Origin of the sequence: Pedobacter sp., assembly GCF_040513095.1 — a bacterium.
In the GTDB taxonomy this organism is placed as follows: domain Bacteria; phylum Bacteroidota; class Bacteroidia; order Sphingobacteriales; family Sphingobacteriaceae; genus Pedobacter.
In genome coordinates this window covers 19,609-34,611 of record NZ_JBEVDX010000126.1, presented here as the reverse complement: position 1 = coordinate 34,611, position 15,003 = coordinate 19,609, and the positions used below count along the sequence as shown (strand labels likewise).

The 15,003-nt window shown below is 45.3% G+C and carries 10 protein-coding genes; 8 read left to right on the top strand and 2 right to left on the bottom strand.

Going from position 1 to position 15,003, the window contains the following annotated elements; genetic code table 11:
• Positions 1-189: 189 nt before the first annotated feature.
• The 4 genes from ABWY16_RS14570 to bglX all read left to right on the top strand — a co-directional run bounded on the left by ABWY16_RS14570 (position 190) and on the right by bglX (position 8,508).
• Positions 190-3,255 (top strand): SusC/RagA family TonB-linked outer membrane protein, encoded by a 3,066-nt coding sequence (locus ABWY16_RS14570; protein ID WP_353905372.1) that lies wholly within the window; start codon positions 190-192, stop codon positions 3,253-3,255.
• Between the two features lie 11 nt (positions 3,256-3,266).
• Positions 3,267-4,751: a RagB/SusD family nutrient uptake outer membrane protein gene (locus ABWY16_RS14565; RefSeq protein WP_353905371.1), complete on the top strand. Its 1,485-nt coding sequence runs from the start codon at positions 3,267-3,269 to the stop codon at positions 4,749-4,751.
• A gap of 87 nt (positions 4,752-4,838) precedes the next feature.
• Entirely contained in the window at positions 4,839-6,200 is a 1,362-nt protein-coding gene (locus ABWY16_RS14560; protein ID WP_353905370.1) for a glucoamylase family protein, read from the top strand.
• 10 nt (positions 6,201-6,210) lie between these two features.
• Positions 6,211-8,508 carry a beta-glucosidase BglX gene (gene bglX / locus ABWY16_RS14555; protein ID WP_353905369.1) on the top strand — a complete coding sequence of 766 codons (2,298 nt, stop codon included), beginning with the start codon at positions 6,211-6,213 and terminating at the stop codon, positions 8,506-8,508.
• Between the two features lie 50 nt (positions 8,509-8,558).
• Here the strand turns inward: bglX and ABWY16_RS14550 are convergent, their stop codons facing one another.
• Together ABWY16_RS14550 and ABWY16_RS14545 are read right to left on the bottom strand one after the other, a co-directional pair.
• On the bottom strand, positions 8,559-9,284 hold the full coding sequence (locus ABWY16_RS14550; RefSeq protein ID WP_353905368.1) for a YebC/PmpR family DNA-binding transcriptional regulator: 726 nt from the start codon (positions 9,282-9,284) through the stop codon (positions 8,559-8,561).
• Between the two features lie 27 nt (positions 9,285-9,311).
• A complete protein-coding gene (locus ABWY16_RS14545) occupies positions 9,312-10,256 on the bottom strand; it encodes an NAD-dependent epimerase/dehydratase family protein (protein ID WP_353905367.1) in 945 nt (314 codons plus the stop codon).
• Between the two features lie 155 nt (positions 10,257-10,411).
• Between ABWY16_RS14545 and ABWY16_RS14540 the strand changes: the two genes are divergently transcribed.
• The 4 genes from ABWY16_RS14540 (at position 10,412) to ABWY16_RS14525 (ending at position 15,003) form a co-directional block, all read left to right on the top strand.
• The gene (locus ABWY16_RS14540) at positions 10,412-11,323 is read left to right on the top strand and encodes a sugar phosphate isomerase/epimerase family protein (RefSeq protein WP_353905366.1); all 912 of its coding nucleotides are present in this window, start codon (positions 10,412-10,414) and stop codon (positions 11,321-11,323) included.
• Between the two features lie 163 nt (positions 11,324-11,486).
• Positions 11,487-12,122: a gluconate 2-dehydrogenase subunit 3 family protein gene (locus ABWY16_RS14535; RefSeq protein WP_353905365.1), complete on the top strand. Its 636-nt coding sequence runs from the start codon at positions 11,487-11,489 to the stop codon at positions 12,120-12,122.
• Positions 12,123-12,142: 20 nt separating this feature from the next.
• Positions 12,143-13,843, top strand: a complete 1,701-nt coding sequence (locus ABWY16_RS14530) for a GMC oxidoreductase (RefSeq protein ID WP_353905364.1) — start codon at positions 12,143-12,145, stop codon at positions 13,841-13,843.
• A complete protein-coding gene (locus tag ABWY16_RS14525; RefSeq protein ID WP_353905363.1) occupies positions 13,843-15,003 on the top strand; it encodes a Gfo/Idh/MocA family protein in 1,161 nt (386 codons plus the stop codon). Before ABWY16_RS14530 ends, ABWY16_RS14525 begins: the two co-directional genes overlap by 1 nt.

Below are 15,003 nucleotides of genomic sequence, written 5' to 3'. Positions count from 1 at the left end.
TGTGATCTCAGAAAAACCGCCTTGGCGACCATATAAACAGCACTAAACCGTTAATCTGTCCCCGAAAACACTTATTGTATTTAATACACCAAGTTCTGATGATGTACTATTGTTGAGGCCATTTCTTTGTTTTAACTGTTTAACAAGTGGAATTTTAACCCACAATTAAACATAAAACCAGATACGAGCATGAAAACAATCTTTACCAAATTTTCTGTTTTAAGTTTTCTTTGTCTATTGTTTTTTAATGTTGCATCAGCCCAGAACATCACTGTAAAGGGACTGGTTTCAGACAGTCAGGATAAAACAACCCTGCCATCTGTCAGCGTTAGCATTAAAGGCACTACTACAGGAATTCAAACAGACGTTAACGGGGTCTTTACGATTAGCGCCCCCGCTAATGCAACATTAGTCTTTACCTATATCGGCTACGCTACTCAGGAGATCCCTGTAAATAATCAAACAACAATTAACGTAGCAATGGTATCTACCTCACAGCAGCTTGAGCAGGTTGTTGTAGTTGGATACGGTACGCAGCGCAAGATCGATGTCACAGGCGCTGTAGCCAGTGTAAAAGGTGAGGAAATATCGAAGCAGGCATCGCAAAACGCCGTGAGCGGATTGCAGGGTAAAATTGCCGGTGTCTCTATTACCAATTCGGGTTCACCGGGTACCGCTCCCCAGATCCGCATCCGTGGTCTGGGAACGATCTTTGGTAACCAGGCACCGCTATATGTAGTAGATGGAGTATGGTACAGCGATATTAACTTCCTGAATCCTGCTGATATCGAAAACTTAAGCGTACTGAAAGATGCATCAGCACAATCTATCTATGGTATCCGTGCTGCAAATGGTGTAGTACTGGTAACCACTAAAAAAGGAAAGGCCGGTGCACCTACTGTGATCAATTATGACGCTTATGCAGGCTTTCAAAAGGTTACCAATAAAGTGAAAATGGCAGATGCTTCGGAATACGCCACGCTGACAAATGAACTTTCTACTTCTAACGGCGGTACAGCCTTATTTGCAAATCCGGCATCACTTGGAAAAGGCACAGACTGGTATGACCAGATTCTGCAGAATGCTTTTGTAACTAACCATAGCCTTTCGGTAATGGGCGGATCGGAAAAATCTACTTACAACATCTCACTCGGCTATCTTGATCAGGACGGTATTGTAAAAAACAACAACTATAAAAGATACACAGCAAGGGTATCAAACGATATTCAGATATTTAAAAATCTGAAAGTTGGTTACAATGTTACAGGTGTAGCGAGCAAATCGAACGATATTCCCTCAACGATCTTTCACCAGATGTTTTCCGCCTCGCCAACCATACCGGTATTCAACCCAGATGGTTCATACGGTGATCCTAATGATCAGCGTCTGGGTGATGGGGCAAACTTTAACCCTCAGGCTACCCTGGATTTTTACAATCAGAACACCAAAGAATACAGGGCTACAGGAAACATCTATGCTGAATTGAAGTTTCTGAATCATTTTACCTTCAGGACCAGTATTGGTGGTGAATTTGGCCAGACTGAAGGCAGAACATATGCCCCTGTGTACTATGCAACTTTTGCGCAGCAGTCGCAAAACAGTATACTCGATTTGAACCGTATCGAAACCCGTAACTGGATCATCGAAAATACGCTGACTTACCAGAATACTTTCAAAGAAGACCATAACCTGACTTTACTTATCGGCCAGTCGGCACAAAGCAACAGATCTTACGGCATAACTGCTCAGGCACGCGACGTACCCTTTAACAGTGATGCAGATCTGTACCTGAGGCTTGGTAATGCTGACACCCGTTATGCGGATGACCAGGCAAGTCTGATTAAGTTTGCCTCTTACTTTGCAAGAGCCAACTATTCCTTCAAAAACAAATACCTGCTGAATGCTTCGATCCGCGCTGATGGAGCTTCACAATTCTTTGGCAACCAAACCTGGGGTTATTTTCCTTCGGTAGGTGCCGGATGGGTACTGTCAAATGAAGATTTCATGAAAAACCAGACAATATTCAGTAACCTGAAAATCCGTGGCAGCTACGGTGTTGTAGGAAATGCAAGTGTTCCGGTAAACCCAACTCAGGCTTTAATTGCACAAACCGGAGATCTTGCAGCAATTTACAATGATCTGGTTTATACCGGCCGCAGCAGTAATACACTGGTTCCTCCTTTCATTGTATGGGAGAAAGGTATTGGAGCCAATGTTGGATTTGAAGCCGGCTTCCTGACCAACAGGTTAAACATTGAAGGTGACTTGTACACACGCAAAACATCAAGGGCAATCTTTGGTCTGCCAATCCTGGGTTCATTGGGAACAGTAAACAACCAGATCCTTGGTAACCAGGCCGACCTTCAGAACAGGGGCGCAGAGCTATCCGTTTCCTGGAATGATAAAACAGGTGGTGGATTAACGTACTCTGTTAGTGGTAACATTGGTTACAATGCCAACAAAGTGCTGAACGTGATTTCGGGAAATACACCTATTTACAGTGGCAGCACCGGGATTACCAACGGTTTCCTTGCAACCAGAACAGTTGTGGGTGATCCTATAGGGCAATTCTACGGATACAAAACAGCTGGAATTTACCAGGATGCTGCAGATATTGCTGCCTCCCCTACACAGTCAGGTGCACTGCCAGGTGGTTTTAAATACCAGGACCTGAATGGTGATGGTAAAATTACATCACTGGACAGAACGGTCATAGGAAATCCAAATCCTAAGTATACTTATGGTGTAAATACCAGCTTTGCATATAAAAACTTTGACCTCGCGCTGGACTTCCAGGGAGTTGCCGGAGTTGATATTTACAACTCTAACCTGGCTTACCGTTTTGGTAATGAGAACTTCACCAAAGATTTTGTAGATAACCGCTGGCATGGAGCAGGTACATCAAATACCTACCCGTCAGTAAATATCGGTTCTTCTGCCAACTCTGCACCAAACTCCTTCTATGTATCCAGCGGATCATATTTCAGGGTAAGAAATGCACAATTGGGTTACACCCTTCCCAACAGTACACTGGAGAAATGGAAAATTAAGAAAATCAGGTTCTATGCAAATGCACAGAACGCCATCAATTTGTTCGGATACAAAGGATTCAGCCCGGAAATTGGCCCTGCACCTACAAATGTTGCAGACAGAATCACAAGTGCAACAAGCTCTACAACCCTCAATGCGGGTCTGGATGCAAACGTATATCCTTTATACGCAACTTACAACTTTGGTGTTAACCTGACATTTTAATCTGCAATCACATGAAACTCAACCATAAATTATATTCAAAATCAGTTTTGGGAGCAGGTATTTTAATCGCCGCCTCCCTCTTTCCTTCCTGTAAAAAGGAATTCCTGGATGTTCCCCAGCAAGGACAACAGCAAAGTGAGGTATTCTGGAAAACAGCTGCAGATGCCGGTGCCGGTGTAAACGCGATCTACGGAAATATGCGCTCTTACGAGAATACGGCCTTTCCAGCTATAGCCATTGAAAGCATGGGTTCGGATGATGCCGAAAAAGGCAGCAGCCCAAGTGATGCCAGTTTCTTCCTGGACTTTGATACGTTTACAATCGATCCTAATCAGGGTAATATTTCAGGATTCTGGAACGGACAGTACCGCAACATAAATTACTGCAATCAGGTGCTCGATAATGTTCCCGCCATTTCAATGGATGCAACGTTAAAAGCGCAATACCTCGCAGAAGCTAAATTTATACGTGCGCTTTCTTATTTCAGACTGGTACGCGCTTTTGGAGGAGTTCCTTTGCGCCTGACAATACCGAAAGACGCATCAGAATACAACATTCCAAGAGCTGATGCTACCCAGGTATATGCACAGATTGAAAGTGACCTGACAGATGCCGCAGCGGCACTTCCTGTAAATTATGCCAGTGTTGATCTGGGCAGGGCAACAAAAGGTGCGGCCCTTACGCTGCATGCTAAAGTAGCCATGTACCTTAAAAAATGGAATGATGTGCTGGGTTATACCAATACGGTTATGGGCATGAACTACAGCCTGCTGCCAAGCTTCGAATCTGTATTCAGGATTCCCAATGAAAACAGCACTGAATCCATCTTTGAAATCCAGTGTGCGCTTGTTCCGGGTAATACTTCAGTTTCTAACTCTCAGTATTCCCAGGTTCAGGGTGTCCGTTCAGCAAGAGGTGGCGGATGGGGTTTCAATGTACCTACCGCAGATCTGGCAGCTTCATTTGAAACAGGCGATCCGAGAAGAGATGCTACAATTATCTTCAGGGGCGAAACTACTCCCCAGGGTGATGTGATTGACGCTAACGGTGATAATCCGATGTTCAACCAGAAATCATATGTACCGTTCAGCCTGTTTGTAAATGGCTTTAATGAAGGTGCACAGCAAAATGTACGTGTGCTGCGTTTCTCAGATGCATTGCTGATGAATGCCGAAGCTGCAAATGAACTTGGCAACACCACACAGGCACTTTCCTCATTGGAAAGAGTACGTGCCAGAGCCCGTCAGGGAAATGCTGCTATTCTGCCTGCTGTAACTATTACAGATCAGGCAGCTATCCGCGCAGCAATATACCGTGAGAGAAGATCTGAATTTGCAATGGAATTTGACCGTTATTTCGACGTGATCCGCCAGGGACGCGGAGCAGCCGTGTTCGGCCCTAAAGGATGGAGAGCCGGAAGAAACGAAATCTGGCCGATCCCGCAGACAGAAATTGACCTGAGCGGTGGCCTGCTTACTCAGAACCCGGGTTATTAAATTCCCTATCTAACCAGATAATATCAAGGTTGCCGGTCTTGGCCGGCAGCCTTTTTTTAAATGAAATCCAGCTTTTAAACCATTGATATGCTGAAAAATAGATTAACTTTATGTTTTCTGATAGCCGTGCTGATACTCAGCTCCTGCTTTAACAGTCAGCCTGCGGCAGCACAAACAAAAGATCATATAAACCCACAGCTGAAAATCCAAAAAAACCTGAGCGATGAGCAGCTGCTCGATCTGGTACAAAAACAAACCTTCCGTTACTTCTGGGACTTCGGTCACCCGGTAAGCGGAATGGCACGCGAACGCAGCAACAAATCTTTTGATTACGGCGATGAAGTTGTTACTACAGGTGGTACAGGCTTTGGCGTGATGGCTACAATCGTGGCTTCAGAGCGTAAGTTTATTACCCGCGAACAGGCTGCTGCACGTACCAGGAAGATCGTGGATTTTCTCTGGAAAGCCGATATGTTCCATGGTGCATTTCCGCACTGGCTGAACGGAGAAACCGGTAAGGTAATCCGCTTCAGTCCCAAAGATGACGGGGCAGACCTGGTAGAAACATCTTTCCTGTTCCAGGGATTGCTTACGGCAAAACAGTATTACACGGCAGACAACCCTGTTGAAAACGATATCCGGAACAAGATCCTCTGGATGTGGGAAGGTATCGAATGGAACTGGTTCACTCAGCAGCAAAATGTGTTGTACTGGCACTGGAGCCCTAATAATGGATGGAGTATGAACCATCAGCTGAAAGGCTGGAACGAATGTTTTATCACTTATGTGCTGGCGGCTTCCTCACCTAAGTTTGCGATCGGCAAAAGGGTTTACGAAGACGGATGGGCAAACAGCAATACCTTCTTTAATGGCAAGAAATTCCTGGGCATTACCCTGCCATTGGGATTCGATTTTGGCGGGCCACTGTTCTTTTCGCATTACTCATTTTTGGGCCTGGACCCGCGCGGACTCAAAGACCGCTATGCAGATTACTTTGAACAGAACAAAAACCATACACTGATCAACCATGCCTATTGCGTGGAAAATCCAAAACATTACAAAGGATACGGCGAAAACAGCTGGGGCCTAACTGCCAGTGACAGCTGGCAGGGATATGCAGCACATTCACCTGCAGAAGACCTCGGTGTGATCAGCCCGACGGCAGCACTCTCTGCTTTCCCCTATACCCCGGAATATTCCATGAAGGCACTGAAACATTTTTACTTTGACCTGGGAGATAAAATCTGGAGCGAGTACGGTTTTGTAGATGGCTTTAGTGAGGAACATAACTGGTATGCGAAATCACATCTGGCAATTGACCAGGGGCCGATCATCTGCATGATCGAAAATTACCGGAGCGGCCTCCTCTGGAAACTGTTTATGAGCAGTCCCGATGTAAAAAATGGGCTCGATAAACTGGGTATAGCAAGTACGGCATTAAAAAATTAATATAAAACTTATGAAAAGACACAATCTCCTATTTTTCCTGGCGGTCGTTTTTCTTGCGGATACAGCGACAGCGCAGCAGAAAAAGACCGTATCAGCGGCCGATCTGAAAATGAACAGCTTTATTGCAAACCTGATGTCTAAAATGACACTGGATGAAAAGATCGGACAATTAAACTTACCTGCCGTAGGCTTTGATGTAACCGGACCGGTATTGAGTGAGGGGGTGGATGAAAAAATTGAAAAAGGATTGGTTGGCGGTGTTTTTAACACTTTTACCCCGCAGGCAGTAGAGAAATTGCAGAAACTGGTGATGACCAAATCACGCTTGAAAATCCCTTTGCTGTTTGGATACGACGTAATCCACGGACATAAAACCATATTTCCTATTCCTTTGGGTTTAAGTACCAGCTGGGATTTGGACCTGATAGAAAAAAGTGCACGTATTGCCGCAAGGGAAGCCAGTGCCGATGGTTTAAACTGGACCTTCTCTCCTATGGTGGATATTGCAAGAGATCCGCGCTGGGGCAGAATGGCCGAAGGTGCGGGTGAAGACCCTTACCTGGGCTCGCTCATAGGAGTGGCTATGGTAAAAGGTTACCAGACTAACAGCCTTTCCAATAAAGATGCGATTCTTGCCTGTATCAAACACTTTGCGCTGTATGGTGCTGCCGAAGCAGGTAGGGATTACAATACTACTGATATGAGCATGATCAAAATGTACAATGAGTACCTGCCGCCCTACAAAGCAGCAGTTGACGCAGGCGCAGCATCGGTAATGGCATCTTTCAACGATATCAATGGCACTCCGGCAACAGCAAACAGATGGCTGTTAACAGACCTGCTGCGTAACAGCTGGGGATTCAACGGATTTGTAGTGAGCGACTATACCGGGATCAATGAGCTGGTACCGCACGGACTTGGGGATTTAAAAACGGTAAGTGCAAAAGCACTGGCAGCGGGAACGGATATGGATATGGTTGGGGAGGGTTTTCTAACTACCCTGAAAACGTCCCTGCAGGAAAAGAAAATCACTATTCAGATGATCGATCTGGCCTGCCGCAGAATGCTTGAAGCCAAATATAAACTGGGGCTTTTTGCTGATCCATACAAATATGTGAACGAAGAGCGTGCAAAAACTGAGATCCTTTCGCAGCAAAACAGGTTTGATGCCAGGAATATTGCCGAAGCATCCATGGTACTGCTGAAAAATGATAACCAGGTACTGCCTTTGAAAAAGAAAGCCAGGATTGCACTGATTGGCCCGCTGGCTGATGACAAACGCAATATGATTGGTAACTGGAGTGCTGCGGGCGACTGGAAAAAGGCAATCGGTGTAATGGAAGGCCTTAAAAGTGCCGCGCCGGATATGGATATTACATATGCAAAAGGAGCCAACCTGGTTGATGACGCTGCAATCCTGAAACAGCTCAATGCAAACGGAGCAGATATCGTTGCCGATGAAAAATCTACTGATAAACTGATAAGTGAGGCTGTTTCTGCCGCAAATAAATCAGACATCGCTGTACTGGTTCTCGGAGAAAGCGCCCTGATGGGTGGTGAAGCAACAAGCCGTACCAACCTTGATCTTTTACCCAATCAAAAGGCATTGCTGAAAGCGGTTACTGCAACCGGTAAACCTGTAGTTTTGGTTTTGATGAACAGTCGCCCCCTCACCCTGGAATGGGAAGATGCCAATGTAACGGCAATCCTGGAAACCTGGTTTGGCGGTACCGAAGCCGGCAATGCAATTGCGGATATTCTTGTAGGCAACTATAACCCTGCAGGTAAACTGACTACAACTTTCCCGAGAAGTATAGGCCAGATCCCGATTTACTATAACCATAAAAATACTGGTCGCCCTTACGATGGCGTATCGAATGAAAAATACAAATCCCGTTATATTGACAGTTCCAACGATCCTTTGTATCCCTTCGGATACGGACTGAGTTACACCAGCTTCCAGTATTCCACTCCCGGCCTGAACAAGGCTGTGGTTAAACCGGGACAAGCAATACAGGTTTCGGTGGATGTTCAGAACACCGGTAATTTTGACGGTCAGGAAGTTGTACAGTTATATATTCAGGATGTCTATGGTTCAATCACCAGACCGGTGAAAGAACTGAAAGGTTTTCAAAAGATCTTCCTGAAGAAAGGAGAAAGCAAACGCGTAACCTTCACCATTGATGAGCAGATGCTGAAGTTCTTCAACGCAGACCTGAAGTTTGCTGCTGAACCAGGCGATTTTAACCTGTTCATCGGTTCGAACTCACGCGACGTCACTGCCGCAAAGTTCAGCTTCTCAAAATAAGCTTTAACCAATAAAAAACCCGCTTGCAGTGCAAGCGGGTTTTTTATTTTTTACTCAGTCATATTATGATATACCGCCTGTACATCATCATCCTCTTCTAACTTATCAATCAGCTTCAGTACATCCACAGCCTGTTCTTCAGAAACGTCAGTTGTAGAAAGCGCAATACGTTCAAGCTTGGCGCTCTTCATTTCAAATCCCATATCTTCCAGCGCTTTCTGCATCTTGCCAAAATCTTCAAAAGCTGTCTGTACAACAGCGGTTTCAACACCTTCTTCGTCAGCTTCCAGATAAAGTTCTTCCAGACCTGCATCAATCAGTTCAAATTCCAGTTCTTCCATATCCTTTTCTCCCGGTAAAAACCTGAAGATAGATTTACGGTTGAAGATAAAATCCAGAGATCCCGTTTTACCTAAAGATCCGCCGGTTTTACTGAAATAGCTGCGTACATTGGCTACCGTTCTGTTGGTATTGTCCGTTGCAGTCTCTATCAGGATAGCTACGCCATGTTGTGCGTAACCTTCGTAAACATGCTCTTCATATCCGTTTTCATCCTTGTTGGAAGCCCTTTTAATCGCAGCATCCACGGTATGCTTCGGCATATTTACTGCCTTCGAGTTCTGGATTGCAGTACGTAAGCGTGAGTTGGTATCCGGATTAGGGCCTGCATCTTTTACAGCCATTACAATTTCCTTCCCTATACGGGTAAATTGTACGGCCATTTTAGCCCAACGTTTAAATTTTCTTTCTTTTCTGAACTCAAATGCTCTTCCCATTGTATACTTATTGAGGGCTCTACCCTATTACTTTTTTAAATTACTAAACATATCTGCCGTCAGTTTCGCCAGGTCAAATTCCGGCTTCCAGCCCCAGTCGCGCGTGGCAAACTGGTCGTCAATAGAGCGCGGCCAGCTGGCAGCAATCTCCTGACGCGGATCATAAGCCGTGTAAGTTAGCTTAAAATCCGGGATATGGTTCCTGATTTCAGCGGCCAGCACCTCTGGCGTAAAGCTTACCCCGGCAAAATTATAGCTGGAGCGTATGCTGATCTGTGCTGCCGGGGCATCCATCAGTTCAATGGTACCGCGGATGGCATCATCCATATACATCATGGGCAGTTCCGTTTCAGCAGAAAGAAAAGAGGCATAAGCGCCTTTTTTCAACGCATCATGAAAAATATGAATGGCGTAATCCGTTGTACCTCCCCCTGGAGCAGCCTTCCAGCTGATCAGTCCGGGATAACGGATACTGCGCACATCCAGGCCATATTTCTGGTGGTAATACTCACACCACCTTTCACCCGCTAATTTACTAATTCCGTAAACAGTATTGGGATCCATTACACAAAATTGTTGGGTCTGGTCTTTTGGAGAATTTGGTCCGAAAACAGCAATGGAGCTCGGCCAGTATACCTTTGCTGTTTTGTAAAGGATCGCAAGGTCCAGTATATTCAGCAATCCGTTCATGTTCAGGTCCCAGGCCAGCTGGGGATTCTGTTCTCCTGTTGCGGATAGTAAAGCCGCAAGGAGGTATACCTGAGAAGGCTTGTATTTCGTGAATATCTTATTCAGGATCTCCTTATCAAGCACATTGACAAATTCAAAGGGGCCGGAGTTTTTAATATCATAATCCGGACGGCGGATATCGCAGGCGATCACATTGTCCTCCCCGTAGGTCTTACGCAGGGCCGTTACCAACTCGGTGCCGATCTGACCGTTAGAACCTAAAACTACTATTTTTTCGCTCATTAAAATATAGATTTTGGCAAAGGTAGAAAAACGAAACAAACCTGAATAAAAATGTTATTAATTATATTTATCTTCATATATTCATACTCCGCGCTCTCATTTTTCAGGCCCGTCATCACCTGTAAATTTAAAGATGACCCAAATAAATTACCGATATGAGCAATAGAAGAAATTTCTTACAACAGGCCGGAATAGCCGCAGCAGCAGCGTTCCTCAGCCCCACCGTCCTGTCCACCGCACTGGCGGCAGAAAAAGCATCCCACAAAGTAGGGATCCAGTTGTATACCCTTAGGGATCAGCTGCAAAAGGATGTTAAAGGTACCATCGCAAAAGTGGCAAAGATTGGCTACGACCAGGTAGAAACTTTTTATGGTTATGCAGGGCCAAATGCAGCACCGGGCTTTTGGGGACTGGATGCTAAAGCGTTTAAGTCGCTGCTTTCGGCAAACGGCCTGACCTCGCCCAGCGGGCATTACAATGTGAACGCTTTTCTGAGCAAAGGCGGCAATGATGAAGTTCTGAAACAGCATATAGAGGTTGCGGCGACAGTTGGCCAGAAGTATTTCGTGATTCCATCTATCCCGCATGACAAAACAAAACCGGATTCGCTGGATAACTACAAAGAAACCGCAGCGAAGTTTAACCATGCCGCAGAACTATGCAAAAAGCAGGGACTTACACTCGGTTACCATAACCACAATTTTGAGTTTACTGACCTGGGAAAAGGGCTTACTCCTTTTGATGTGCTTCTGAAAGAAACAGATCCTTCGATGGTCAGCTTTGAACTCGATTTGTTCTGGGCAGTAAATGCCGGACTCAATCCATTGGAAATGTTCAAACTACATCCCGGACGCTTCAAAATGTGGCATGTGAAGGACATGGACAAAACAGATAAAAGTGTTTTTACAGAAGTTGGAACCGGCAGTATAAATTTCAAAAGCATTTTCAAACAAGCTAAGCTTTCCGGAATGGAATACCTTTTTGTGGAACAGGATGTAATTAAGATTGACCCTTATCAAAGTATCACTAAAAGCATTAACTATATCAAAAAAGACCTGTTAACCTAATTTCAGGTTAAATTCGTGTCAGGAAATAAATATTTTAGGGGCTGGGCCTGAGTAACAATAACATTATATAAGTGTGTTAATATTACACTTTGTCAACAGTTTTACTTATTTTGGTCTGTCCAATAGCACAACAACATAACAAGATAACCAAATTTAAATCACTATGAATAGAAGAGAGGCAGTTAGAAGTGTTGCTTTTTTAATGGGAGGCGCACTGTCTGCAACTACAATTGGTGTATTCCTCGATGGCTGTACTTCGCCGTCGGCAAACAAGGGATCAAATCTGTTTTCAGAAGACCAGCACCTGATCATCACTGAGGTTGCAGATGTCATTATTCCTTCAACAAAAACCCCGGGCGCAAAAGCTGCAGGTGTAGGGCCGTTCATTTCAAAAATGATCATGGAATGTTACCCTGAAGATGCACAGAAAGCATTTGTTAAAGGCCTTGAAGACCTTGAAGACCGTTCGAAAAAAGAGTACAGCAACTCATTCCTTAAAATTACCCCGAAACAGCGTGAGCAGCTCCTCGGTAAATTACGTGATGAAACCGTTGCCGCGCAGAAAGCTGAAGCTGCAAACAAACCATCAGGTCCGGACCTGAAACTGGAAAAACCTATGGCAGGACCAGACAGGTATGCCAAAAGCACCCCATATTTCTTTGCTATAGCGCGGGATTTAACGCTGCTTGGTTACTGGACCTCGGAGATCGGCGCTTCGCAGGCTCTTGAATATGTTCAGATCCCCGGCCGTTATGATGGCTGTGTAGACCTGAAACCTGGTCAGAGAGTTTATTCATAAATCTTTTAGCACAACAAACAATGAATTTAAATACAAAAGCAGCAGCACAAAATACATATGACGCCATTGTTGTAGGTTCCGGCATCAGCGGTGGATGGGCAGCAAAGGAACTAACAGAAAAAGGACTTAAAGTTTTACTGCTGGAACGGGGCAGAAACGTTGAGCACATCAAAGACTATACTACAGCAATGAAAAAACCATGGGAGTTTGAACACCGTGGCTTGCTGACCGAAGAACAAAAAAAGACTCACCCTGTACAGATCAGGGATTATCCTTATCAGGAATTTAATGAGAGCTTCTGGGTAAATGACCTGGAATGTCCTTACACTGAAGTAAAACGTTTCGACTGGTACCGTGGTTTCCATGTAGGTGGAAAATCACTCATGTGGGGCCGTCAGAGTTACCGTTTCAGTGACCTGAACTTTGAAGACAATAAAAAAGACGGTCATGGTACCGATTGGCCGATCAGGTACAAAGACCTCGAAAAATGGTACGATTACGTAGAGCGTTTTGCAGGAATCAGCGGACAGGCAGAAAACTGGCCTGCACTGCCTGATGGACAATTCCTTCCTCCAATGGAGATGAACTGTGTGGAAAAATCGGTAAAAACCCGCATCGAAGCACACTGGAAAAAATCAAGGATCATGACCATTGGCCGTACAGCAAATCTTACTGTACCCCATGGCGGACGTGGCAGCTGCCAGTACCGTAACCTTTGCAGCAGAGGCTGTCCTTTCGGTGCTTATTTCAGCACACAATCCTCTACCCTGCCCGCTGCAGTTGCTACCGGAAATCTGACTTTACGTCCTTTCTCACTGGTAGAATCCATTATCTATGACAAGGAAACACAAAAAGCCAAAGGTGTACGTGTGATCGATTCAGAAACAAATGAAAACATAGAGTTTTACGCAAAAATTGTTTTCGTAAACGGCTCAACACTGGGAAGTACCTTCCTGCTGCTGAACTCAACTTCCGCTGAGCATCCTAACGGACTTGGCAATGGAAGCGGAGAGCTTGGCCATAACCTGATGGACCACCATTTCCGTTGTGGTGCAAACGGAGAAGCTGAAGGCTTCGAAGATAAATATACATATGGAAGAAGGGCCAACGGGATCTATATCCCGAGGTACCAGAACATGAATGGCCAGAAACGCGATTACCTGCGTGGCTTTGGTTATCAGGGTGGTGCAAGCCGTACAGGCTGGCACAAAGATGTCGCAGAACTTGCCTTTGGAGGCGAATACAAAGAGCTGATGACGCAGCCGGGACTGTGGACTATGGGACTTGGCGGTTTCGGTGAATCCCTTCCATACCATGACAACAAGGTTTATATTGACAAAACCAAGAAAGATAAATGGGGCATGCCAGTTCTGGCAATAGATGCAGAGTTTAAAGGTAATGAACAAAAAATGCGTTTAGAGATGATGAACGATGCTGCAGAAATGCTTGAAGCCGCAGGTATGAAAAACATCAAGACCTTCGACAACGGATCTTCGCCGGGTATGGCCATCCACGAACAGGGAACAGCACGTATGGGTGATGATCCTAAAACTTCTGTCCTGAACAAATGGAACCAGATGCACGAGGTGAAAAACGTGTTTGTAACTGACGGATCTTGTATGCCATCTATCGCCTGCCAGAACCCTTCACTTACATTTATGGCATTAACAGCCAGAGCGGCGGATTTTGCAGTATCTGAACTTAAAAAAGGAAATCTTTAATGACAGCAGCTAAGATAAGAATGGGCATGATCGGCGGTGGCAAAAACGCCTTCATCGGCGCAGTACACCGCATTGCCGCAAATATAGACGGACAGATAGAATTGGTTTGCGGGGCCCTGAGCTCCAATCCCGAAACTGCAAAAGAGTCCGGAGATTTGTTGTTTTTAGCAGCAGACAGAAACTATGGAAGCTACCAGGAGATGATCGAAAAAGAAAGTCTCCTGCCGGCCGAAACAAGAATGCACTTCGTAACAATCGTTACACCTAACTTCGCACATTTTGCACCTGCAATGCTGGCGCTGGAACATGGTTTTCATGTGGTAATCGACAAGCCAATCAGCCTTACGCTGGATGAAGCAAAAAAACTGGAAGAAAAAGTAAAAGACACAGGTTTAACCCTGTGTCTTACCTACACTTATTCCGGTTATCCGATGGTTAAACAGGCCAGGCAGATGGTAAAAGACGGTGCTTTCGGAAAAATCCGCAAAGTGCTTGTGGAATATCCTCAGGGATGGCTCAGCCTGCCTTCGGAGCGTGATGGAAACAAACAGTCTTCATGGAGAACAGATCCTGCAAAAAGCGGGATCAGCGGCTGTATGGGAGACATCGGTACACATGCGGCTCAGCTGGCAGAATATATTTCGGGACTGGAGATCGCCAGGATCTGCGCAGACCTGAACATTGTAGTTGAGGGCAGACCGCTGGATGATGACGGAAATGTATTGCTGAAGTTTAACAATGGTGCCAATGGTGTACTGGTAGCTTCGCAGATTGCCGCAGGAGAAGAAAATGCACTCAAAATAAAGGTGTATGGAGAGAAAGGCGGACTGGAATGGCACCAGGAAGAACCCAACACACTGAAAGTGAAATGGCTGGACGCACCAAGCCAGATCTACCGTACAGGACAGGGTTATTTGTCACAGGTGGCACAGTACAACGCGCGCACGCCTTCCGGACATCCTGAAGGATATCTTGAAGCCTTCGCCAATATCTACAGAAATTTTGCTGCAACACTGCAGGCATTGCTTGCCGGCGAAACACCAACAGCAGAAATGCTCGACTTCCCCGGTGTGGAGGAAGGTGTGAGAGGAATGGCGTTTATAGAAAATGTAGTGGCATCAAGCCAGTCGGACCAGAAATGGCTCGATTTTAAAATATAA